The 20,162-nt window shown below is 64.8% G+C and carries 20 protein-coding genes; 10 read left to right on the top strand and 10 right to left on the bottom strand.

The annotated features are described in order from the left end of the window. Positions 1–111: 111 nt before the first annotated feature. Together mtnP and IP79_RS09410 are read right to left on the bottom strand one after the other, a co-directional pair. Entirely contained in the window at positions 112–978 is an 867-nt protein-coding gene (gene mtnP, locus IP79_RS09415; protein ID WP_054118937.1) for an S-methyl-5'-thioadenosine phosphorylase, read from the bottom strand. A gap of 35 nt (positions 979–1,013) precedes the next feature. Beyond that, complete coding sequence (locus IP79_RS09410; protein WP_054118936.1) at positions 1,014–1,718, bottom strand: glutathione S-transferase family protein; 705 nt, start codon at positions 1,716–1,718, stop codon at positions 1,014–1,016. A gap of 189 nt (positions 1,719–1,907) precedes the next feature. Here IP79_RS09410 and IP79_RS09405 point away from each other — a divergent pair, with 189 nt between their 5' ends. The 5 genes from IP79_RS09405 (at position 1,908) to IP79_RS09385 (ending at position 10,229) form a co-directional block, all read left to right on the top strand. Further along, positions 1,908–3,335: an aldehyde dehydrogenase family protein gene (locus IP79_RS09405; RefSeq protein WP_054118935.1), complete on the top strand. Its 1,428-nt coding sequence runs from the start codon at positions 1,908–1,910 to the stop codon at positions 3,333–3,335. Between the two features lie 48 nt (positions 3,336–3,383). After that, positions 3,384–4,163, top strand: coding sequence for a M48 family metallopeptidase (locus IP79_RS09400; RefSeq protein ID WP_197273782.1), 780 nt, complete (start codon positions 3,384–3,386; stop codon positions 4,161–4,163). After that, complete coding sequence (locus tag IP79_RS09395) at positions 4,160–5,515, top strand: phosphotransferase family protein (RefSeq protein WP_233994147.1); 1,356 nt, start codon at positions 4,160–4,162, stop codon at positions 5,513–5,515. Before IP79_RS09400 ends, IP79_RS09395 begins: the two co-directional genes overlap by 4 nt. Beyond that, positions 5,515–6,801 (top strand): acyl-CoA dehydrogenase family protein, encoded by a 1,287-nt coding sequence (locus IP79_RS09390; protein ID WP_054118934.1) that lies wholly within the window; start codon positions 5,515–5,517, stop codon positions 6,799–6,801. The genes IP79_RS09395 and IP79_RS09390 overlap by 1 nt, the downstream gene beginning before the upstream one ends. Positions 6,802–6,890: 89 nt before the next feature. Then, a complete protein-coding gene (locus IP79_RS09385; RefSeq protein WP_054118933.1) occupies positions 6,891–10,229 on the top strand; it encodes an amidohydrolase family protein in 3,339 nt (1,112 codons plus the stop codon). 8 nt (positions 10,230–10,237) lie between these two features. Here the strand turns inward: IP79_RS09385 and IP79_RS09380 are convergent, their stop codons facing one another. From IP79_RS09380 to IP79_RS09355, 6 genes are all read right to left on the bottom strand, one after another. Continuing rightward, entirely contained in the window at positions 10,238–10,972 is a 735-nt protein-coding gene (locus IP79_RS09380; RefSeq protein WP_054118932.1) for a sigma-70 family RNA polymerase sigma factor, read from the bottom strand. Beyond that, entirely contained in the window at positions 10,969–13,071 is a 2,103-nt protein-coding gene (locus tag IP79_RS09375) for a flagellar biosynthesis protein FlhA (RefSeq protein WP_054118931.1), read from the bottom strand. The genes IP79_RS09380 and IP79_RS09375 overlap by 4 nt, the downstream gene beginning before the upstream one ends. A 29-nt stretch (positions 13,072–13,100) precedes the next feature. Beyond that, on the bottom strand, positions 13,101–14,129 hold the full coding sequence (locus IP79_RS09370; protein WP_197273781.1) for a transglycosylase SLT domain-containing protein: 1,029 nt from the start codon (positions 14,127–14,129) through the stop codon (positions 13,101–13,103). A 108-nt stretch (positions 14,130–14,237) separates the two neighbouring features. Beyond that, positions 14,238–14,609 (bottom strand): flagellar protein FlgN, encoded by a 372-nt coding sequence (locus tag IP79_RS09365; protein WP_233994146.1) that lies wholly within the window; start codon positions 14,607–14,609, stop codon positions 14,238–14,240. A gap of 4 nt (positions 14,610–14,613) precedes the next feature. After that, positions 14,614–14,928 (bottom strand): flagellar biosynthesis anti-sigma factor FlgM, encoded by a 315-nt coding sequence (locus tag IP79_RS09360; RefSeq protein WP_054118929.1) that lies wholly within the window; start codon positions 14,926–14,928, stop codon positions 14,614–14,616. Positions 14,929–15,019: 91 nt separating this feature from the next. Next, on the bottom strand, positions 15,020–15,559 hold the full coding sequence (locus IP79_RS09355) for a flagella basal body P-ring formation protein FlgA (protein WP_233994145.1): 540 nt from the start codon (positions 15,557–15,559) through the stop codon (positions 15,020–15,022). A 203-nt stretch (positions 15,560–15,762) separates the two neighbouring features. On the opposite strand from IP79_RS09355, the gene IP79_RS09350 reads away from it, so the two are divergent. Continuing rightward, positions 15,763–16,845 (top strand): sensor domain-containing diguanylate cyclase, encoded by a 1,083-nt coding sequence (locus tag IP79_RS09350; protein ID WP_082337120.1) that lies wholly within the window; start codon positions 15,763–15,765, stop codon positions 16,843–16,845. On the opposite strand, the gene IP79_RS09345 is transcribed toward IP79_RS09350, so the two are convergent. Together IP79_RS09345 and IP79_RS09340 are read right to left on the bottom strand one after the other, a co-directional pair. Next, positions 16,842–17,285: a hypothetical protein gene (locus tag IP79_RS09345; protein ID WP_054118928.1), complete on the bottom strand. Its 444-nt coding sequence runs from the start codon at positions 17,283–17,285 to the stop codon at positions 16,842–16,844. The genes IP79_RS09350 and IP79_RS09345 overlap by 4 nt on opposite strands. Next, complete coding sequence (locus IP79_RS09340; RefSeq protein ID WP_082337119.1) at positions 17,282–17,956, bottom strand: MotA/TolQ/ExbB proton channel family protein; 675 nt, start codon at positions 17,954–17,956, stop codon at positions 17,282–17,284. Before IP79_RS09340 ends, IP79_RS09345 begins: the two co-directional genes overlap by 4 nt. 245 nt (positions 17,957–18,201) lie before the next feature. On the opposite strand from IP79_RS09340, the gene flgB reads away from it, so the two are divergent. From flgB to IP79_RS09320, 4 genes are read left to right on the top strand one after another with little or no spacing between them, the layout of a single operon-like run. Further along, positions 18,202–18,555, top strand: coding sequence for a flagellar basal body rod protein FlgB (gene flgB, locus IP79_RS09335; RefSeq protein ID WP_054118926.1), 354 nt, complete (start codon positions 18,202–18,204; stop codon positions 18,553–18,555). Then, a complete protein-coding gene (gene flgC, locus IP79_RS09330) occupies positions 18,552–18,968 on the top strand; it encodes a flagellar basal body rod protein FlgC (RefSeq protein WP_054118925.1) in 417 nt (138 codons plus the stop codon). The genes flgB and flgC overlap by 4 nt, the downstream gene beginning before the upstream one ends. After that, the gene (locus tag IP79_RS09325) at positions 18,968–19,315 is read left to right on the top strand and encodes a flagellar hook capping FlgD N-terminal domain-containing protein (RefSeq protein ID WP_054118924.1); all 348 of its coding nucleotides are present in this window, start codon (positions 18,968–18,970) and stop codon (positions 19,313–19,315) included. The genes flgC and IP79_RS09325 overlap by 1 nt, the downstream gene beginning before the upstream one ends. Before the next feature lie 34 nt (positions 19,316–19,349). Continuing rightward, positions 19,350–20,162: a flagellar hook-basal body protein gene (locus IP79_RS09320; RefSeq protein ID WP_054118923.1), complete on the top strand. Its 813-nt coding sequence runs from the start codon at positions 19,350–19,352 to the stop codon at positions 20,160–20,162.

Here is a 20,162-nt window from a genome sequence, read left to right as displayed (position 1 = left end):
CATAGATCCCCCAACTGCCTGCTCACTCGTAGAATAGGCGAAGCGTGAATGACCGTTAAGGGGTCGCTTGCTGAATGGCAGCTTTTGGCGAAAAACGGCCCTAGTCCGCCGCTACCCGAAAAGCCGCCCCGCTACTGCGTCCAGCCTTGCCATGACTTCGGGATCATGTTCGTCCGCCGCGGTGATCACTGCGTCGTCGAGCGCGGTGTCGATCGGGGAGGCTGCGCGTGTCTTGGGCAGGGCGGCGATGAGGTTGGCGACCATGGCCCGGGCCAGCGCGCCGTTGGCCTGCATCTGGCCGACCACCTGCGCCACGTCCACCGCCTCGCCGTCCCGCCAGCAATCATAATCCGTCACCATGCCGACGAGCGCATAGGGCAGCTCGGCCTCGCGCGCCAATTTCGCCTCGGGCATCGCGGTCATGCCGATCACGTCCGCGCCCCATTGGCGGTACATCCGGCTTTCGGCGCGGGTGGAGAATTGCGGGCCTTCCATCGCGAGATAGGTCGCCCCCACCGCCACCTTGCCCTTGGCCTTGGCCACCGCCTTGGCCGCCATGTCCGACATGCGCGGGCAGACCGGATCGGCCATGGAAACATGGGTGACAAAGCCGCTGGTGTAGAAGGTGGAAGGGCGGTGCATCGTGCGGTCGATGAACTGTTCCACAATCGCGAAACGGCCCGGCTCCAGTTCCTCGCGCAGTGATCCCACCGCGCTGATCGCCAGAATATCGGTGCAGCCCGCCCGTTTGAGCGCATCGATGTTGGCGCGCGAATTCAGCTCGGTCGGCGAAACCGGATGCCCGCGGCCGTGGCGCGGCAGAAAACGCACCTTCACCTCGCCGATCCGGCCGCACAGGATTTCGTCCGAAGGATCACCCCACGGCGTTTCAATCGCGATCCACTGCGCGTCCTCTATGCCGTCCATGGCATAGAGGCCCGATCCGCCGATAATCCCGATACACCATTCGCTCGCCATGTGTGCGATTGCCCTGTCGTTTGTTCAGGCCGGACTTAGGTCAGGTCGAAGGGCGCGGGCAAGGCCTTGCGGATGATTGTTTCCGCAGCTGCATAGGGTTCGGCAATCGCGGGCAGCGCCTGCATCGCGGCGAAATGCGCGGCCAGACCGGGCCAGCGTTCCAGGGGAGTCTCTGCCACCAGCGATATCTGCATCAGCACTGTGGCCACCGCGATATCGGCAATCGACAGCGCGTCGCCCGCGAAATAGTCGCGCCCGCCCAGCCTTGTTTCAAGCACGTCGAACACCGGCGGCAACTGGTTGGCCCAGGCATCGCGGGCCTTTTCCAGCCCCGGTGCCTCGCCCTTGCTGACGGCAAAAAAGATCGGACGGAAGATGCCGAGGCCGCCTGCCATGGCCAGCGCGGTGTCGGCATATTCCTCGATGAACAGCGCCGTGCCCAGCGCCATCGGATCATCGGGGTAGAGCGCAGGCGCGGGGTGCTTTTTCTCGATGAAGGCGCAGATCGCGCTGGAATCCGCGATGGTGCCCGCCATGCCTTCCTCGGCAACGGAACGATCCCGCAGCACCGGAATCCGCTTCATCGGGGAGATTTCGAGGAACCACGCAGGCGGATCGAACACGTTGATCGCCTCGACCTCGTAATCCACACCCTTGGTGATGCACACGCCTGCCACCTTGCGCACGAAGGGCGAAACAGGGCTGCCATAGATGACCAGATCGGGGCGGGAATCACTCATGCTGGCTCTCCTCCAGATACATTGTGGCCGCCTCCATAGGCGCTGCCCGCGATAGCGCAATCGCCAGTGGCCCGGGGCCGCCGCGCCGCCTATACTCCGCGCAACAGCAGCGATTGCGTTTTCGGATGCAACGCGCCACTTTGTGCGGGAGAGCGAAATGACTCCCCATTCGACGAGAGAGGAATACTCATGGTCACCCAGTACAAGAACCTGATCGGCGGCAAGATGATCGCCACAGACCGCATGCTCGACGTGGTCAATCCCGCCACCGAACAGGTTATCGGCCAGGTGCCGGCCTGCGGCAAGGACGAGCTTGATCAGGCGGTCGCCGCCGCGCGCACCGCGTTCAAGACCTGGAAGAACACTCCGATCGAAGAACGCCGCGCCGCGATCATGGCGATTTCCGGCGCGATCAAGGAAAATGCCGAGGAACTCTACCGCCTGCTGACCAGCGAACAGGGCAAGCCGCACGATCAGGCCAAGGGCGAAATCTATGGCGCTGCCGGGATGAGCGCGGCGCAATCGACCCTCAGCCTTGATGACGAAATTAACGAGGATTCGGATGCGCGCCTCAGCCGCACCCGCCGCGTGCCGGTGGGCGTGGTCGCCGGGATCGTGCCGTGGAACTTCCCGGTGATGATGGCGATCCAGAAGATTGCGCCCGCGATGCTTTCGGGCTGCACCATCGTGCTGAAGCCTTCGCCCTTCACTCCGCTGACCACCCTGCGCATCGCCGAACTGATCGCCGACAAGGTGCCAGCCGGTGTCGTCAATATCATCACCGGCGAGGATGATCTCGGCCCGCTGATGACCTCGCACCCCGATGTCGACAAGATCACCTTCACCGGATCGACCGCGACGGGCAAGAAGATCATGGAAGGTGCGTCCGCTGACCTCAAGCGCATCACGCTGGAACTGGGCGGCAACGACGCATCGATCGTGCTGCCCGATGCCGATCCCAAGAAGGTGGCCGAACAATTGTTCTGGTCAAGCTTCTCCAACGCCGGTCAGATCTGTGTCGCCGCCAAGCGGGTCTATATCCACGAGGATATCTATGACGAGCTTTCCGCAGCCATCGTCGAATACGCCAAGACCGTGACCGTGGGTGACGGCGCGCAGCAGGGCACCGGCGTCGGCCCGATCCAGAACAAGAAGCAGTATGACCGCGTGCTCGAACTGATCGAGGATGCCAAGGACAATGGCTACAAGTTCCTGCTGGGCGGCAATGCCGATCCTTCGGGCACCGGATATTTCGTGCCGCTGACCATCATCGACAACCCGCCCGAAGATGCCCGCATCGTGGCCGAAGAACAGTTCGGCCCCGTCATGCCGCTGATGAAGTTCTCGACCGAAGAGGAAGTCATCGCGCGCGCCAATGCGTCGGAATACGGCCTTGCCGGCGCGGTGTGGACAAGCAATCCCGACAACGGCGTGAAGATTGCCGAACAGCTTGAAACCGGCACGGTGTGGGTCAATGAATACCTCCACCTGTCGCCCTTCGCGCCGTTTGGCGGGCACAAGCAATCGGGCTTCGGCGCCGAATACGGCAAGGAAGGCCTGAAGGAATTCACCTATGCGCAGGTGATCACCGTCAAGAAGGACAACGTCCCCGCTTGATCGAAAAGCCATAGGCGGGCATCGTGCACAGCCACAGGGAGGATGAATATGCGTAACAACTTCAAACGTCTGGCCGTGCTTTCACCGATGCTCGCCGCTGCGGGTCTTGCCGGGGCGGCGCTGCTGACCCCGGCTGGCCCGGCCCATTCGCAAAGCCTTGGCGATATCATGGGCGCGGCCAAGAAAGTGGCGCAGGCCGCGACCGTGTCCGATGAACAGATCGTCGCCTATTTCGGGCAGATGTCCGACGAAATGGACCGTCAGAACCCGCTTGCTCCGGCCAAGGATCCCTATGCCGTGCGGCTCGCCAAGCTGACCCAGGGGCTGGACACCTATGACGGGCTGAATCTGGATATTCAGGCCTATCTGGTGAAGGATGTGAACGCCTTTGCGATGGGCGATGGCACCGTACGGGTTTACTCCGGACTGATGGACGCAATGACCGATGATGAAGTGCGCTGCGTGATCGGCCACGAAATCGGCCATGTGAAGCTGGAACACGGGCAAAAGCGGATGAAGCGCGCCTTGCAGCAGGATGCGGCGCTCAGCGTGGCGGGTACCGCCAGCGGCGGGGCGCGGCGGCTGGCCAATTCCGAGCTTGGCGGGCTGCTCCAGAACGTGATGTATGCGCAGCATTCGCAGGCTGCGGAAACCCAGTCCGATGATTACGCGCTCCAGTTCATGGCTGCCAACGGGTATGACCAGCAGGGTTGCCCTTCGGCGATGGACAAGCTGGCGGCGATGGGCGGCGGTGGCGGGATCGCGCTGCTGCAAACCCACCCCAATCCGGCCACACGCGCCAAGCGGATGCGCAAGCAGATCAAGTGATCGATCCTGATACGTTGCAGGCCGGGCTGGCGCGGGTATCTGCCCGCGCCGGCCTTGGCGTGTTGTCGGGAGAGCTTCAGCGGCTCACCGGCGGGGCGGTGATGGAAAGCTGGCGGTTTACGGCGGGCGGTGATGACTTCGTGCTGCGCCGCGCGCCGAGCCTCGCCTTCATGGAAGGGCGGCCTTACGGGCACGCGGTCGAAGCGGCGCTGATCGAAGCGGCCCGCGCCAAGGGCGTGACCGCGCCTGAGGTTGTCGCGGTGCTGGAGGAGGGCGACGGGCTCGGTTCCGGCTTCGTTATGAGGGCGCTGTCAGGTACCGCTGATCCCAAGGTTATTCTGGCGTGCGATGATCCCGATGGGCTGCTGCGGCAGGCGGCGCGGGACTTGGCGCGTATCCACCGGCTGCGTCAGGCAGACGTGCCCGAAGGCGTACCGGTGATGGACTACGGCGCGGCCATCGCTGACCTGAAAGCGCAGTTCATGGAGGCAGGGGGTGATCGCCCGATCATCGCGCTCGGCCTCAGGTGGCTGGAGGACAATTGCCCGCTGCAAGTCGAGCCCGTCCTCAACCACGGCGATTACCGCATGGGCAACCTGCTGGTCGAAGGCTCGACCCTGACGGGGGTGCTCGACTGGGAGATCGCCCATTTCGGCGACCGCCACGAGGACTTGGCCTTCGGCCGCATGGCCGTGTGGCGCTTCGCCCGGTATGACCGGCCCGCGCTGGGGCTTGGGAGCATCGAAGACTACATCGCCGCCTATGAGGCCGAGGCGGGGGTGACCGTTGACCCGCTGCGCTTCCGCTTCTGGACGATTTACCGGACCGTGTGGTGGGCGCTCGGCTGCCTCAAGATGGCGGCGCAATGGCGCTCCGGCGCGGACCGGATGCTCGAACGCGTGGTGATCTCGCGCCGGACCAGCGAACAGGAACTCGACCTGCTGCTGCTGCTTGAGGAGGATGCGCCGATCGTTGAGCGGCTGCGTCATGTCTACCCGCCCACCAGGCTTGATCACAACTATGGGGAGGCGGACGTGGGAGAACTGGCGTCTGCGGTCCTGGAGTGGTTGGCCACAATCAAGGATAAACTGAGCGGCCACGACCGCTTTCAATTGGCTGTGGCCCGGAATGCTCTGGGGATGATTTCAAGGGAGAGTGAGTTTCTCCCGCTTCCCACCGATTCTAACACAGCAGGAGCGTGCCTGTCAGGCGTGCTCTCGCTTTATGAGATTGGCTTCCTTCAATCTCTCAGGGAAGGTGTCTTAAGCAAAGTGATGGTCGACTCCCCGAAGTATCCTGCGCTTACCGTTGCGCTGAAAAAATGGGCACCAGTGCAAGAGGATCTTGATTGATGGACTTCGCCATCCCCGCCGACCTTCAGGCTTACCTGAACGAACTCGACGCCTTCATCGCCGGCGAGATCAAGCCGCTGGAGCAGCAGGACGACAACATCCGCTTTTTCGACCACCGCCGCGAATATGCGCGGACGGACTTCGAAGCGGGCGGACTGCCCCGGCACGAATGGGAGGAACTGCTCAAGGAAGCCACCCGCCGCTCGGACAAGGCAGGCCATTGGCGCTTCTCCGCCCCCAAGCGTTACGGCGGCAAGGATGGCAGCAACCTCTGGATGGCGGTGATCCGCGAGCACTTTGCACGTCAGGGGCTGGGTCTCCACAATGACTTGCAGAACGAACACTCCATCGTCGGCAACTTCCCCTTCGTCGCCATGTTCGACCAGTGGGGGACCGAGGAACAGAAAGCCGAATTCATCACCGGCGGGTTTGAACGCACGCGGCGCGTCGCCTTCGGGCTGACCGAACCCGACCACGGATCGGACGCCACGCACATGGAAACGGTCGCGGTGCGCGAGACCCGTGACGGGGTGGATGGCTGGCGGATCGACGGCGAGAAGATGTGGATCACCGGCATGCACGTTGCCACCCACTGCGCGATGTTCTGCCGCACGAGCGGCAAGGCCGGGGACGCGAGCGGGATCACCTGCTTCCTCGTCCCCAACCCCACCGAGGGCCTCAAAATCGAGGAGTGGATGTGGACCTTCAATATGCCCACCGACCACCCGCGCCTCAGCGTCACCAATGTCTGGGTGCCGGACGATGCCGTGCTGGGCGTGGAAGGCCGCGGCCTCGCGCTGGCGCAGAGCTTTGTCCACCAGAACCGCATCCGGCAGGCGGCCTCAAGCTGCGGGGCAGCGCTCTATTGCATCGATGAGAGCGTGAAATACGCGCGAGAGCGCAAGCCCTTCGGCGAGGAATTGGCGCGCAATCAGGCGATCCAGTTCCCGCTGGTGGAACTCGCCACGCAGGCGGAAATGCTGCGTCTCCTCATCTTCAAGACCGCGTGGGAGATGGACAACATGCCCCACGAACAGATCGAGCGCACCATCAGCGACAAGGTCTCGATGTGCAATTACTGGGCGAACCGGCTGGTGTGCGAGGCGGCGGACCGGGCGATGCAGGTCCACGGCGGCATCGGCTATTCGCGGCACAAGCCGTTCGAGCACATCTACCGCCACCACCGCCGGTATCGGATCACCGAAGGCAGCGAGGAGATCCAGATGCGCAAGGTCGGGGCGTACCTGTTCGGATATCTCGGGCCGAAGCGGGGGATGTACGGGTGATGTCTGCCCTAATCGACAAATGACATTCCCGCCCTCTGGCAATATCCTTGCGCGCCGCTAGTCTCCCCTCCAACAGAGGAGACATATTCATGCGCCATATCGCCGCCGCCCTGCTCGCCGGGGCCGCCTGCATTGCCAGCCCGCTCGCCGCACCCCTTTCCGCTCAGACCAAGGGCAAGGACGCGAAGGCTGATGCAAGCTGGAGCGTCGAGACGCCCAAGGGTGCCGCGATCAAGCAGGTGCCGATCCGCACCGATGAAGGCACGTGGATGGATGTCGATGTGTCGCCCGACGGGCAAACGCTGGCCTTCACGCTGCTCGGCGATATCTACACCATGCCGATCACAGGCGGCACGCCCAAGCGGATTGCCGATGGCCTTGCGTGGGATGTGCAACCGCGTTTCTCCCCCGATGGCAGCCGCATCGCCTTCACATCCGACCGCGCGGGCGGGGACAATATCTGGGTGATGAACGCCGATGGTTCCGACAAGCGGCAGGTGACCAAGGAAGATTTCCGCCTATTGAACCAGCCGACATGGTCGCCCGATGGCCGCTTCATTGCCGCCAAAAAGCATTTCACTACGCAGCGCAGCGCCGGGACGGGCGAAATCTGGCTGTACCATGTCAGCGGCGGCGGCGGGGTTCAGGTGGTCGAACGCGCCAATGAAAGCCTGCAAAAGGAACTCGGCGAACCGGTGTTCGCGCCCGACGGCAGCGCGATTTACTACACCCGCAATACGACGCCCGGAAACACCTTCGAATATGCGCAGGATTCCCAGAGCGGCATCTTCGCGATCGAGCGCCATGATCTGGCCACCGGTGAAGTCTCCACCGCTGTCAGCGGCTATGGCGGCGCAGTGCGGCCTGCGCCCTCGCCCGATGGCAAGGAACTCGCCTTCGTCCGGCGCGACAAGGATCAGAGCCAGCTGTGGGTGAAAGACCTCGCCAGTGGGCGTGAGCGGATGATCTACGGCGCGCTTGATCTCGATGTGCAGGAAACCTGGGCGGTCACCGGAGTATATCCCAATATCGACTGGCTGCCTGACAGCAGCGGGATCGTGTTCTGGGCGGGCGGAAAGCTCAACCGCGTGGGCCGCGACGGGAGCGGCCATGCGGTAATCCCCTTCACCATCAACGACACGCGCGGCGTGGCCGATGCGCCGCACCCGGTGATCGAGGTCGCTCCCGATACCTTCACAACTTCGATGCCGCGTTTCGCCACGCTTTCGCCCGATGGCAGCCGTGTGGTGTTCGAAAGCCTTGGGCGGCTTCATTCCAAGTCCGCCAAGGGCCGCGATGCGCCTGCTCCGCTGACCGGTGACAACACCGACGCGGTGGAAGCCTTCCCCGCCTTCAGCCGCGATGGCAGCCAGTTGGCCTATGTCCGCTGGAACGATGTCACGCTGGGCGAGGTCATCCTTGCCGACGCCAGCGGCCAGAACCGCCGCGTGCTGACCGGTCCGGGGCATTTCGGCAATATCGCCTTCTCGCCCGATGGCAGCATGGTCGCTTTTGAAAAGCGCAGCGGCGGATACCTGACTGCGCCAGACCATTCCGAAAACACCGGGATCTATGTGATGCCCGTCAGCGGGGGGGAGCCGCGTCTGGTCAGCCGCAGCGGCGGCAATCCGCAGTGGGGCACCACCGCCGACCGGCTGTTCATGCTGGCACGCGACGGCGGCAAGCTGGCGCTGGTTTCGACCGATCTCAATGGCGAGGCGAAGCGCGTCCACGCCCGCGGCGAACTTGCCAATGACATGCGCATCGCGCCCGATGGCCGCACCATCGCCTTCCGCCAGAATTATGAGGTCTTCGCCATGCCGCTGATCCCCGGCGGCAAGCCGGTGGATGTCAGCGAGAAAGGCGGCGCGATCCCGGTCACCAAGGTCAGCACCGGCGGCGCGGACTACCTCGGCTGGGCGAATGGCGGCGAAACGCTGTTCTGGTCGATCGGGCCAAGCCTGCAAAGCGCGCAGGTGTCCGCCTTCTTCCCCGCCGCCCCCAAGGGTGAGGGCGACAAGACCGCCGCCTACTCCCCGCCCACCACTGGTATTCCGCTGGGCGTAACGGTGCAGAAGGCCAAGCCCGAAGGCACCACCGTGATCACCGGCGCGCGGGTGCTGACCATGCGCGCAGGCCTCGGCGCGGATGATGCCGGCGTGATCGAAAACGGCATGATCGTGATTGAGGGCGACCGGATCACCGGCGTGCACGATGCCACGGTGGTCAAAATGGCCTTCCCCGAAGGCACGCGGGTGATCGATGCCAGCGGCAAGACCATCATGCCCGGCCTTGTCGATGCCCACGCCCACGGGCCATACGGCACCGGCGATCTGATCCCGCAGCAGAACTGGGCCTTGCTGCAAGACCTCGCGATGGGCGTGACCACGGTGCACAATCCGTCAAGCCAGGCGAGCACGGTGTTTGCCGCCGCCGAACGCCAGCGCGCCGGCCTGACGCTGGCCCCGCGTATCTTTTCGACCGGGGAGATCATCTACGGCGCGAAGGCGCCCGGCGTCTATGCGCGGATCGACAGCTACGACGATGCGCTGGCCCATGTGCGCCGGATCAAGGCGCAGGGCGGCATCTCGATCAAGAACTATAACCAGCCGCGCCGCGAACAGCGCCAGATGGTCGCACGGGCTGCGGCGGCAGAAAATATGCTGGTTGTGGCCGAAGGCGGATCGCTGTTCGGAATGGACATGAACCTTGTCGCCGATGGCAATTCGACCATCGAACACAATGTGCCGGTCGATGTGTTCTACGAAGACGTGCTGCAGTTCTTCAGCCAGTCGAACAGCAATTACACCCCCACACTGGTGGTCACCTATGGCGGGCTGGCGGGCGATCCCTATTGGCGGCAGGCGACCAATGTGTGGGAAAATCCGCTGATGGTGCACACTCCGCCCAAGGCCTTGCTGGCTGAAACCGGCCGCCGCACCACGGCGCCCGATTGGGCCTTCGTCGATGACAATGCAGCGCGAGAGGCGCGCAAACTGGCCCAGCGCGGCGTGAAGGTCAGCATCGGCGCGCATGGCCAGCAGGCCGGCGTCGGCGCGCATTGGGAATTGTGGAGCTTTGCGCGCGGCGGGATGAGCCCGGTGGAGGCGCTGAAGGCGGGCACAATTACCTCGGCGCAGTCATTGGGCATGGCCAAGGATATCGGCAGCATCGAGACCGGCAAGCTGGCCGATCTTGTGATCCTCAACGCCGATCCATCGCAAGACATCGCCAACTCCGACAAGATCGAACAGGTGATGCTGGGCGGGCGGCTGTATGATGCCAAAACGCTCAACGAAGTGGGCACCGGCTCCGCAACGCGCCAGCCCTATTGGTGGGAAGCCAATGGCGGCAAGGGCGCTGGCGGATCGGAAGCGGCCACCCATGCGGGCGGCGGCCATGGTCACGGTGATAGCGACGGGGGCTAATCCGCCCCCTACCCCTCCATCAGCGCGCGCAGGTCTTTCAGGGCCTTGGCGCGCAGCTGGTGGACGCGGGGCACGCTGACTTCGAGCACGGCGGCGATTTCAGTGAGGTTCAATTCCTCGACAAAGAACAGTTGCAGCACCAGTTTCAGCCGGTCGGGCAGTGCGATCATCGCCTGCAAAAGCCGGTCGCGATCTTCGGCGGCGCATAGCGCTTCGAACGGATCGGGATCGTCGCTGGCAAAGGCGAGGCTGGTTTCGTCATAGGCATCGTCGATCGGGGTCAGCCTGACGCCCGATGCTTCGATGGCGAGCAATTCGGCATCGCTAACGGCCATCGCCTGCGCAAGTTCCGCCCGCCCCGGTTCGCGCCCCAACTCGCCGCGCAGCCGTTCGAGTGCGCGATCATAGGCGGCGCGTTTGGACCGGGCCGTGCGGCTGTCATGCGCGGTGCGGCGCACTTCATCCAGCATCGCCCCGCGCACCCTGATCTTGGCATAGGCGGCAAAGCCATCTTCGGTCGGGCCGTTGTGGCGCTGGGCACATTCGGTCAGCGCAAGGATGCCCGCCTGCACCAGATCCTCGATCTCCAGCCCGTCCCGCCCTGCGCCATTGATATGCCACGCGGCGCGGCGGACGAGCGGCATGAAGCGGCGCACGCGGTCTTCAACCACTTCGCGGGTGTTGGCATAGGGCGCGGCATAAGCCTGCGCCGGGGCGGCAAACGCGGCGTGATCATGCTTCATGCGGCCATCTCCTGCATGTGCGGGGCGGACAGCGCGGGCGCTTCATCCGCTGCGCCGATTACGCCCACCACCGCTATCGGCTGGGCGGCGGGCAGTTCGGCAATCGACAAAACCAGACAGCGCGGGGCACGCGGCTTCAGCAGCGCGGCCAGCGCGCGGCGCGCGGGCGGCTGCACGATCAGCGCAATCGGCCCGCCTTCGGCATCGGCAATTCCATTGATCTCGCGCACGATCATCGCGCCGCAATCCGGCTCGATCAGCGGCTGCCCGGTCGCGGGGTCCACCATCCCGCCAAGGATCGCGCCTTCCAGGCCGGCATCCAGCGTCACCACCTTCAGCGCCTCGCCCGGCTGCGCGATGCGGGCCGTCAGCCGCGCACCCATATCGGCGCGCACGGCATCGATCACGGCATCGAAATCAGCGGTCTTTTGCAGCGCCAGGGCCAGCGACGTGAACAGCGGCTGCGGGTGGGCAAGCCCGATCCCGTCGGCCACCAGAGCGCGCAGGGTGCGGGTGAGCGCAGCGAGCGGCAGCGGATCGGGCGTCACCGCCTCGACCAGAGCGGGCGCGCGCGATTTCAGTCCGTCGACCCATTCGCGCACCTCGTCCGGCCCCAGCAACTGGTGCGCTTCGGCCAGCAGCGCCTGATTGGCGTGAGTGGCAATGACGGTGGAGGGATCGACCACCAGAAACCCTTCGGCAATCGCATGATCGCGGGCAGCGGGTGCGATCCACAGCGCAGGGCAATCAAAGCTGGGATCGCGGGTCGCCTCGCCCGTCAGCCCGCCATAGCCATTGGGGCCGCTTCGCACGTCGCCTGCATCAATCGCCAGCAGCTTGCCCGGGCGCAGATTGCCGCGTGCCACGCTGATGCCGCCCATCAGCACCGCATAATCCTGCGCGCCCAGATCAAGCGAATCGCGGATACGGAACTGCGGGAGAACAAACCCGAGATCGCGCGACAATTGCTTTCGAATGCCGGTGATGCGGGTGATCAGGGGGGCGCCCTGTGCAGCATCGACCAATCCGACAAGGCCGTAGCCCAACTCGATCGTCACCAGTGTCGCATCGCTGACATCGGCCAGCGCGATGTGATCGGGGGCGACCTCTTCTACCTCCTCGATCACCGGCTCAGGCGCGGCGGCGCGGCGTTTCAATTGCCACCAGATCGCAGCGGCAATCGCGGCGCCGGGCAGGAAGATCATCTGCGGCATGGCAGGCACCACGCCCACCGCGCCAAGGATCATGGCGACCGGCAACCACCCGCGCGGATCGGCAAACTGTCCTCCGATTTGACCGGCAAGATCGCGCTGGTCGGATACGCGGGTGACAATCGCGGCCGCTGCGATCGACAGCAGCAGCGATGGCACCTGCGCCACCAGCGCATCGCCCACCGCAAGCGTGACGTAAGCCTCGCCCGCCTCCGCCGCGCTCAGCCCGTGGCTGGCCATTCCGATCGCGAACCCGGCAATGATATTGACCCCGAGGATCAGCAATGCGGCAATCGCATCGCCCTTCACGAACTTGGAGGCACCATCCATCGATCCGTAGAAATCGGCCTCGACGCTGACGTCGCGGCGACGTTCGCGCGCTTCATCGGCGGTGACGAGGCCCGCGGCAATATCTGCGTCAATCGCCATCTGCTTGCCCGGCAGCGCATCGAGCACGAAGCGGGCGGAGACTTCCGACACGCGCCCCGCGCCCTTGGTGATCACGATCATGTTGATGATCATCAGGATCGCGAAGACAAACAGGCCAACCACGAAATTGCCGCCGACCAGAAAGGCGGCGAAACTTTCGATCACCTCGCCCGCCGCAGCGCCGCCTTCATGCCCGTTGACCAGCACCACGCGGGTGGACGCGACATTGAGCGCGAGCCGCAGCAGGGTCGCGAACAGCAGCACGCTGGGGAAGCTGGAGAAATCGAGCGGGCGGCGCGCGTTCAGCGCCACCATCAGCACCGCAATCGAAATCGCGATGTTGAGCACGAAGAAGATATCGAGCAGCAGCGCCGGGATCGGCAGCACCATCAGCGCCAGCAGCGCGAAGATGCCTGCGGGCAAGGTCATCGCGGCAGGCAAGGCGGCAAGGCGGGCCATCGGCCCTGGGTTAAGCGAAGTGGCGGTGGTCACAGGCCGAATGTCCTCAAGGTATCATAGGCGCGCCGCACCTGGCGCGGCGTGGCGGCGGGATCATTGCCGAAGGCGCTGCCCAGCACATCGGACATTGCCGGTCGCGGGCGCTGGGAGGAACGCGGCGGCGCAAGTCCGGCGGTCAGCAATGATGCCTGGGTTGGCATGACAGGGCCCGACATCGCATCGCCTGCAATTACATAAGGCGTCTGCGTGACGTTGGCGGCAGGGCCATATTCGGCGCGGGCAAAGCGCGGCGCTTCCCCGGCACTCGCCCGATCAAGCGCGCGGTCAAGCTTGCCGCCGATCACGTCCATCACCTGCGCCAGAGAACGCGGGGAGCCATCGGGCGAATAGAAGATCGCGCGATTGGCGGCAGCGGGCCGGGCAAACAACGCAGGCGCGCTCTGGCCGGGATCGGCCTGCATTTCCGACAGAAACCGCCCCGCTCCCCCTGCGCCAAGAAAATGCGCAAGATACATCTCGGCATGGCTGGGCTGGCGGCCAAGGATCGGGGTCAGATGGGCGCGGTTATCTTCAGCCAACCCTGCCGCCATCAGGCTGGCCACCTGCGGATCATTGCGCAGCGCAAGGATCGCGGCGCGGCGCGAGGGATCGGCGACATGGGCACTGCCCGAGGGGGTAAGCGCAATCTCGTCTGCCACGGCGCCAAGGCCAAAACGGTCACCATGCTTCCTGACTGTATCAAGCCAGGTGCTCTCGATGAACTGGTACAGCCCGGTCGCGCTGGATGTGCCCGCGCGCGCGGCAGGGTTCATCGCGGATTCGACCTCGGCCTGCGCGAGCAAATAGTTGAAATCGACACTGGTGGCCCGCGCCGCATTGGCAATGGCAGCTTCCACCGGAGTGCCGGCCCGGCTGGATATGACCGGGTTGGCAGCGACCTGTCTTTCTGCCGGAAATGTGTCGCCATCGCGGGCAGACCGGTGCGTGCGCGCCGCAGCCTCGAATCCCGCGCGGATCGAACCTGTCGGCATTCCGAAGGACGAAGACAAATGGCTCATGCACATTCCGCCTGATCGCAGCAGCGTCGCAAGAGGCGACGCTTTCGGGCAGAGTTCTGCAAGGCATGTGCCAGACCGGGGGCTACCCGGCCTAAGTATGAACGCTTATCAGCGGGCCGGGGCGTAGGTGGCACGCGGCAGGCGGCCCAGCCTGCGGCTTCCCCCGCCCAGCGCCTCGATCCGGGCGGCGACATTGGCGGCCAGCAGGTTACGCACCCGGCGGTTCACCTCGTTGAGCTGTCGTGCGGTTTCGGCAAGGCCGCGGGTTTCGGTATCGAGCCCCATCGGGCCAATCGCCGCAAGCTGATCGCACAGCACATCCTTCTCGCGCGCCGAACAGATCAGGTCATCGGCATCCAGCGCGGCAAGCGCTTGCCGCTCGCGTTGCAGGACGGCAATCATCTGCCGCAGGTTGGTGGCCAGCGGGCCGCCATTTGCGGGAATGGCAAGGTTCTGGGTCAGGGAAACAGCTTCAGCCATCGGATCAATCCTGCTGTTGTGGCAGCGACAGGCTGACCTGCGCGGCGATCATCGCATCGACGATTTTGGCCGGCGTCAGCGGGTATGTTCCGTCTTGCAGGGCAGCACGGATCTGGCTGACACGCTCCTCATCAACAGGCGGTGTAGCGGTGGCATTATCGGCTGCGCCGATTTCGACACTGATACCGGCGGCAGGTGCGCCGCTGCGGGCATTACTGGCCGGGGCGGCAGGACGCGCTTCGATAGCCGCCCGGTCGCTTGTTCCCAGCGCGCGGACCGCGCTGATGCCGGTCAATTTGCTTAGTTCGACAGAGGGCATGACAAATGTCCTTCTTGGGTTCCTGTCAGCCAGAACGGCCGTGGGAGGAAGGGTTTAAGGGGGTTTTAAACGATTGCTCGATCCCGCCCGATCACGACGCCGGGATGATGGCGAGACCGGGGCGCTCGATACGGGCGCGCAGGGGTTCGGCCTTGCGGGCGGTGCGCACGAAGATCCAGTCACCCACCGCGCCGCCTTCCATCGCTTCGCCCTGCTGCTGGACGCTGAAGCCGCGCCCGCGCACCATGATCGTCAGCGCATCGCCGCGCTTGACCGCAGAGGCGGCGGCAGACTGGGCACCAGAGGCGCCGACAACTGTGTTGACGGCAACAAAGATTCGCCAGCTTTGCGGCCCGGCACATTCAACCCGCACCGCAGTACGTGCCGGGGTGTGCCAGCCCACCGCCAGCGGCGCGGTACAGGCGGAAAGTTGCAGGCGCTGGTCGGTTGCCATGCGCGCCCCGCCGGGCTGGCCGATGGCGGCGCCGGTAAAGGCCGCCACTGCCTGATCGATCATGCCGGGATCGGTAAGCCCGCCAGCTTGTGCCGGGGCAACGGACAGCGGCAGCACAAACGGCAAGGCCAGCGCGGTCAGCCGCCAACCCCGAGGCCGGGAAATAGTCTTCTCCATGCGGATGCTCCTTGAAATGCAGCAATTCAATGCCCGCATCCCAGCAAGGGCCATGCCAGTTGCGCCCCCACCCGGCCCTGGCAGCCACGGCGCGCGCCGTCCTACGCAGTCTTCCGAAGAAAGCGGGGCGGCACGGATTAAGTATAACAGGTTAGCTTGCCTGCGAGCCCGATCCCCTCCACTTGCGATTGCGATTGTCTGCCATGTCTTTCACTTCCACCTTCCTCGCCCGTGCAAACCGCAAGCCGGCCCTGCCCGATGATGTGTCACAAGATGACGCAGCACCCGCACCGGGCCGTGCCGCAGAGGCCCGCCGCGCATTGCTGGACCGGATCGCCGAATTCATCGAACGCTACGATCTGCCTGTCACCGCAATCAATCTGGCCACGATCTGCGGCGGACTTTCCGGATCGCAGCCCGAACTGGCGCAGGCTTTCGCCGCGCGGGAGATCGCAGGCGAGCCGATTGACCAGCGCTGGCTGGATACGCTGGCGCGGCTCGATCCTGACAGCCAACCTCGCATCGCCGAGCTCGAAACGCTGATGGACAAGCTTGAATATGCCATGGTGCGGTTTGCCCAGACGGCCCGTTCGGCCCAGTCGGAGACGAGCGACCATCGCGGCGCGATCGGCGTGCAGATTGCCGCCATGGCCGAGCCTGGCGACATCGCCCAGGTGCTCGATCTGTCCCGCGCGATGCTGGCGCGGATCGAACAGGTGGAAGCAGCGATGGCCCGCAGCGAGGCCGAAACCGCGGCATTGCGCGAAAATCTCGCCAAGGCGCGGATCGAGGCCGATGTCGATCACCTCACCGGCCTGCCCAATCGCCGCGCCTTCGAACGCAGGCTGACATCGGCTGCGCTTGAAGCCCGCACCAAGGGAGAACCGCTCAGTCTGGCGTTCTGCGATCTCGATCATTTCAAGATGATCAATGATCGCCACGGCCATGAAGCGGGCGACCGGGTGCTGCGGGCGCTCGCCAGCAGCCTGATCGAATATGCCGGTGAAAGCTTTTTCGTCGCCCGCCACGGCGGGGAAGAATTCGTGCTGTTGTTCTACGGCCTCGACAAGGAAACCGCGCGTGAACGGCTGGACATGATGCGCTCTGCGCAGGCTGCGCGCCAGCTGATGAACCGCGACAGCGGCCAGCCGTTCGGCAAGATCACCTTTTCGGCCGGGGTTGCCGAAGTCACCGAGGATGCCGACACCCGCAGCGCGCTTGCCCGCGCCGATGCTGCGCTTTACCGCGCCAAGCAGGAAGGCCGCAATCGGGTGATGATGGCCTAGATCACCGTATCATAGGCAAGGCTGGCATAGACATCCGCCTCGGCTCCGGCGGCGATTATGGTGCGCACCCTGGCCCCGCTCGCCCGCGCTTCATCGGCCATGGCCTGCGCCTTCGCCCACGCGGCTGCTTCGCCGCCCTGCCCATAGGTGGCAAAGATCGTCAGGGTCGCACGCGGATCACGCGGCTGGGATCGGAACCATTCGCTCAGACCCGGCCCATCGGCCACCGGACGGAACAGCGCCTGCGATGATGCAACCACCGCGCGCTGGGCGGGCCGCGCCTCCTTGGCTCTCGCCTCGCGGTCAGCCAGCCTGTGGCCGCTTTCCGCTTCGGCTGCGGGCAGGGCAGACAGGGTCAGCAGGAACAGGATCAGCGCCAGATCGGCAAGGATCAACTGCCAGCCATGGCCGCCGCGAAGATGCAATACCGCGCGGTTCATGCCACCCCCCTGAGATGGGCTCGCCGTTCCTGTGCCGTCATTGCGGTGCGGGAAAGCTGGTCTACAAACCATTCGGCCAGCACGTCACGCGCGCGTTGTTCGTCAATCCCGCGCCGCTCGATCGCCCCGGCCAGCGGATAGCAAAGAAGATGCGCCAGCAACGCGCCGTAAAGCGAGGTCAGCACTGCGGTCGAAACCGCGGCCATGATCGCCGCGCTCGGGCTGGCAGCGTTGCCGGGGGCAAGTTGGGTGAGCCCGAATAGCGTGCCGATCAGGCCGAACACCGGGGCCAGTTCCCCCGCCCAGCTGAACACCTGCGCCGCGCTGTTGCGCCGCGCTTCGTCCAGCGCGCGCTGGGTCCGCCGGGCGGCGTGGAGTGTTTCGACCGAGCCCTGACGCAGGAATGTCTCCAGCATCATGCCCAGCTGCCGGTCAGGCGGCAGAGCCGGATCGGCGCGGTGCGGGCCTTCGCGCTGGATGCTCGACACCGCCAGCGCCAGCGCCTTGCGATTGGCATCGGCATCGAACTGGCGTCGCAATAATCCGCCTGCCTGTCGCAGCGCGCCGCCGAAATCGCGCCAGCCACTACGCGCCGCGCAGGCCAGCACGGTGCCCCCCGCCACAATCGCAATCGCGCCGGGATCGATCAGAGACATAAAACTATCAGGCATTCCGCCCCCTGCTGGCTTGGGTGTCAGGTGGCAGAACGGCGGGCGCTGACGCGGATTAAGGCCTCACTCCCCGGCAGCCCCTTGCCTGCGAGAGCGGCACTGACCGGCAAGCGCTTGCCGCATGACGCTGGCGCACGCCCGCTACGGGCGCGGGGAAGCGGGTTTGGCACGCTTCCTGCTGAACCATGGTGCGCGCCGGGCATACCCCCGGACAAAGCACGGTCATCAGGCAGGAGGCTTAAGCGGTGAACGAACGACTTTTCGGCATTCATGGCGCGGCGCTGACCTTGCGGTCGGAACGGATGGGCGTGATCGCGTCCAATATCGCGAACGCCGCAACCCCCGGTTACAAGGCGCGCGACATCGATTTCAACGCCGCACTCGATGCCCGGCTGGCGGCTGAACGCGGCGGCCCCGCCAGCGATCCCCGCACGGGCATGGTGTGGCGCCAGCCGACCATGCCTTCGCTGGATGGCAACACGGTTGAACTCAACCACGAACAGGTCGCCTTTGCCGAAAACGCGGTGGCATATTCCGCCACGCTCAGCTTCGTGACCGCCAAGGTCAACACTGTCACCCGCGCGCTGAAGGGTGAATGACGATGCCTGAACAACGCCCCATGACGCTGTTTTCCATGACCACCCGCGCCATGAGCGCGCAGATGGTGCGGATGAACGCGGCGACATCGAACCTTGCCAACGCAGGGTCCGTCTCCTCCACCGAAGCAGGCGCCTATCGCCCGATCCGTGCGGTGTTCGCGACCGAGCTTGATCGCGCATCGGGTCTGGCCGGCGTGACGACAAGCGGGCTGGTGCGATCGGAAACCGCGCCCACCAAACGTTATGATCCCGGCCACCCGCTCGCCGACGCGGAAGGCAACGTGTTCGAAGCCCCCGTCGATGAGACCGCCGAGATGGTCGAGATCATGGATTCCGCCCGCCAGTACCAGAACCTGGTGCAGGCGCTCCAGACCGCCAAGCAACTGATGCTCGAAACCCTGAGGAGCCAGTGATGACCACTGCCACCAGCACCACTCTGTCACCCGCCGTCGAAAACACGCTCGGCCGCCTCAACACGCCATCGCGGCTTACCGGAGGCGGGCTGGGATCGCTGGATGGCGGCGATTTCCTGCGGCTGCTGACCACGCAGCTGACCTTTCAGGACCCGCTGGCCCCCGCCGATAACGAAGCAATGCTGGCGCAGATGGCGCAGTTCTCCTCGCTCGCGGCGACCACGCAAAGCACGTCCACCCTCGAAGATATCTCCGCCAAGCTCGACCGGCTGATCGCAGCGCAGGAAGCGGCAACCGCCGCCGCAACCGCAACCGCAGCTGCGGCTGCTCAATCCACCAACCCCTGAACCTGACCCTTCTCAAGCAGAGGAACCAACCGCAATGTCATTCTTCACCTCCCTTTCCGGCATGAAGAACGCCGAAATCGATCTGCGCGTCATCGCCCACAATATCGCCAACGCTGAAACCGCAGGCTTCAAGAAAAGCTCGGCGCAATTTTCCGATCTGGTTGCCAGCGGTTCGGCCACCGATCCGCGCCGCACGGCGGGCATCGGCGCAACCGTATCCGCGATCACGCAGGATTTCGCGCTCGGCCCGCTTGAACAGACCGGCCGCAGCCTTGATCTGGCGGTTGATGGCGACGGGTTCTTCGCGCTCGCCAATCCGTTTTCGGGCGATCTCAGCTTCACCCGCAACGGCAATTTCCGGCTGACCGCCACAGGCGAAATGCAGGATGCCAACGGCAACAGCCTGCAGGCCTTTCCGGTCGACGCTGCCGGGCTGCCGACGTCCGCAGTACCCGGCGATGTGATCGTGCCGCTGACCAATGGTGCCGGTTCGGCGCTCGCCAATGTTACCATCAACGGTCGCGGGATCATCAACGCCGCCTATGCCGACGGAACGGCTGAACCCGTCGGACAGATCGCGCTGGCCACCTTTGCCGCGCCCAACGGCTTGCGCGCCATCGGCCAGACCAAATGGCAGGCATCGGGCGATTCCGGCGCGCCGCAATTCGGCAACCCCGGCCTTGGCAATTATGGCGAGATGATCAGCGGAGCGCTGGAACGTTCCAACGTCGATCTGGCCGAAGAAATGGTCTCGCTGCTCACCGCGCAGCGCAATTTCCAGGCCAATGCGCGCGCGATCGATACCGCCACCCAGATTTCGCAGACCGTGCTGAACCTGCGCCAGTAA

It is taken from the genome of Porphyrobacter sp. AAP60 (assembly GCF_001296025.1).
Lineage (GTDB): Bacteria > Pseudomonadota > Alphaproteobacteria > Sphingomonadales > Sphingomonadaceae > Erythrobacter.
Note: the sequence above shows the minus strand (reverse complement) of the source record. Positions and strands in the feature narration are given on the sequence as shown.

Excerpts from the sequence above, each read along its gene's own strand:
- mtnP (WP_054118937.1), bottom strand. The coding sequence starts at position 978 with ATGGCGAGCGAATGGTGTATCGGGATTATCGGCGGATCGGGCCTCTAT.
- IP79_RS09410 (WP_054118936.1), bottom strand. The coding sequence starts at position 1,718 with ATGAGTGATTCCCGCCCCGATCTGGTCATCTATGGCAGCCCTGTTTCG.
- IP79_RS09405 (WP_054118935.1), top strand. The coding sequence starts at position 1,908 with ATGGTCACCCAGTACAAGAACCTGATCGGCGGCAAGATGATCGCCACA.
- IP79_RS09400 (WP_197273782.1), top strand. The coding sequence starts at position 3,384 with ATGCGTAACAACTTCAAACGTCTGGCCGTGCTTTCACCGATGCTCGCC.
- IP79_RS09390 (WP_054118934.1), top strand. The coding sequence starts at position 5,515 with ATGGACTTCGCCATCCCCGCCGACCTTCAGGCTTACCTGAACGAACTC.
- IP79_RS09385 (WP_054118933.1), top strand. The coding sequence starts at position 6,891 with ATGCGCCATATCGCCGCCGCCCTGCTCGCCGGGGCCGCCTGCATTGCC.
- IP79_RS09380 (WP_054118932.1), bottom strand. The coding sequence starts at position 10,972 with ATGAAGCATGATCACGCCGCGTTTGCCGCCCCGGCGCAGGCTTATGCC.
- IP79_RS09375 (WP_054118931.1), bottom strand. The coding sequence starts at position 13,071 with ATGGCCCGCCTTGCCGCCTTGCCTGCCGCGATGACCTTGCCCGCAGGC.
- IP79_RS09370 (WP_197273781.1), bottom strand. The coding sequence starts at position 14,129 with ATGAGCCATTTGTCTTCGTCCTTCGGAATGCCGACAGGTTCGATCCGC.
- IP79_RS09365 (WP_233994146.1), bottom strand. The coding sequence starts at position 14,609 with ATGGCTGAAGCTGTTTCCCTGACCCAGAACCTTGCCATTCCCGCAAAT.
- IP79_RS09360 (WP_054118929.1), bottom strand. The coding sequence starts at position 14,928 with ATGCCCTCTGTCGAACTAAGCAAATTGACCGGCATCAGCGCGGTCCGC.
- IP79_RS09355 (WP_233994145.1), bottom strand. The coding sequence starts at position 15,559 with ATGGAGAAGACTATTTCCCGGCCTCGGGGTTGGCGGCTGACCGCGCTG.
- IP79_RS09350 (WP_082337120.1), top strand. The coding sequence starts at position 15,763 with ATGTCTTTCACTTCCACCTTCCTCGCCCGTGCAAACCGCAAGCCGGCC.
- IP79_RS09345 (WP_054118928.1), bottom strand. The coding sequence starts at position 17,285 with ATGAACCGCGCGGTATTGCATCTTCGCGGCGGCCATGGCTGGCAGTTG.
- IP79_RS09340 (WP_082337119.1), bottom strand. The coding sequence starts at position 17,956 with ATGCCTGATAGTTTTATGTCTCTGATCGATCCCGGCGCGATTGCGATT.
- flgC (WP_054118925.1), top strand. The coding sequence starts at position 18,552 with ATGACGATGCCTGAACAACGCCCCATGACGCTGTTTTCCATGACCACC.
- IP79_RS09325 (WP_054118924.1), top strand. The coding sequence starts at position 18,968 with ATGACCACTGCCACCAGCACCACTCTGTCACCCGCCGTCGAAAACACG.
- IP79_RS09320 (WP_054118923.1), top strand. The coding sequence starts at position 19,350 with ATGTCATTCTTCACCTCCCTTTCCGGCATGAAGAACGCCGAAATCGAT.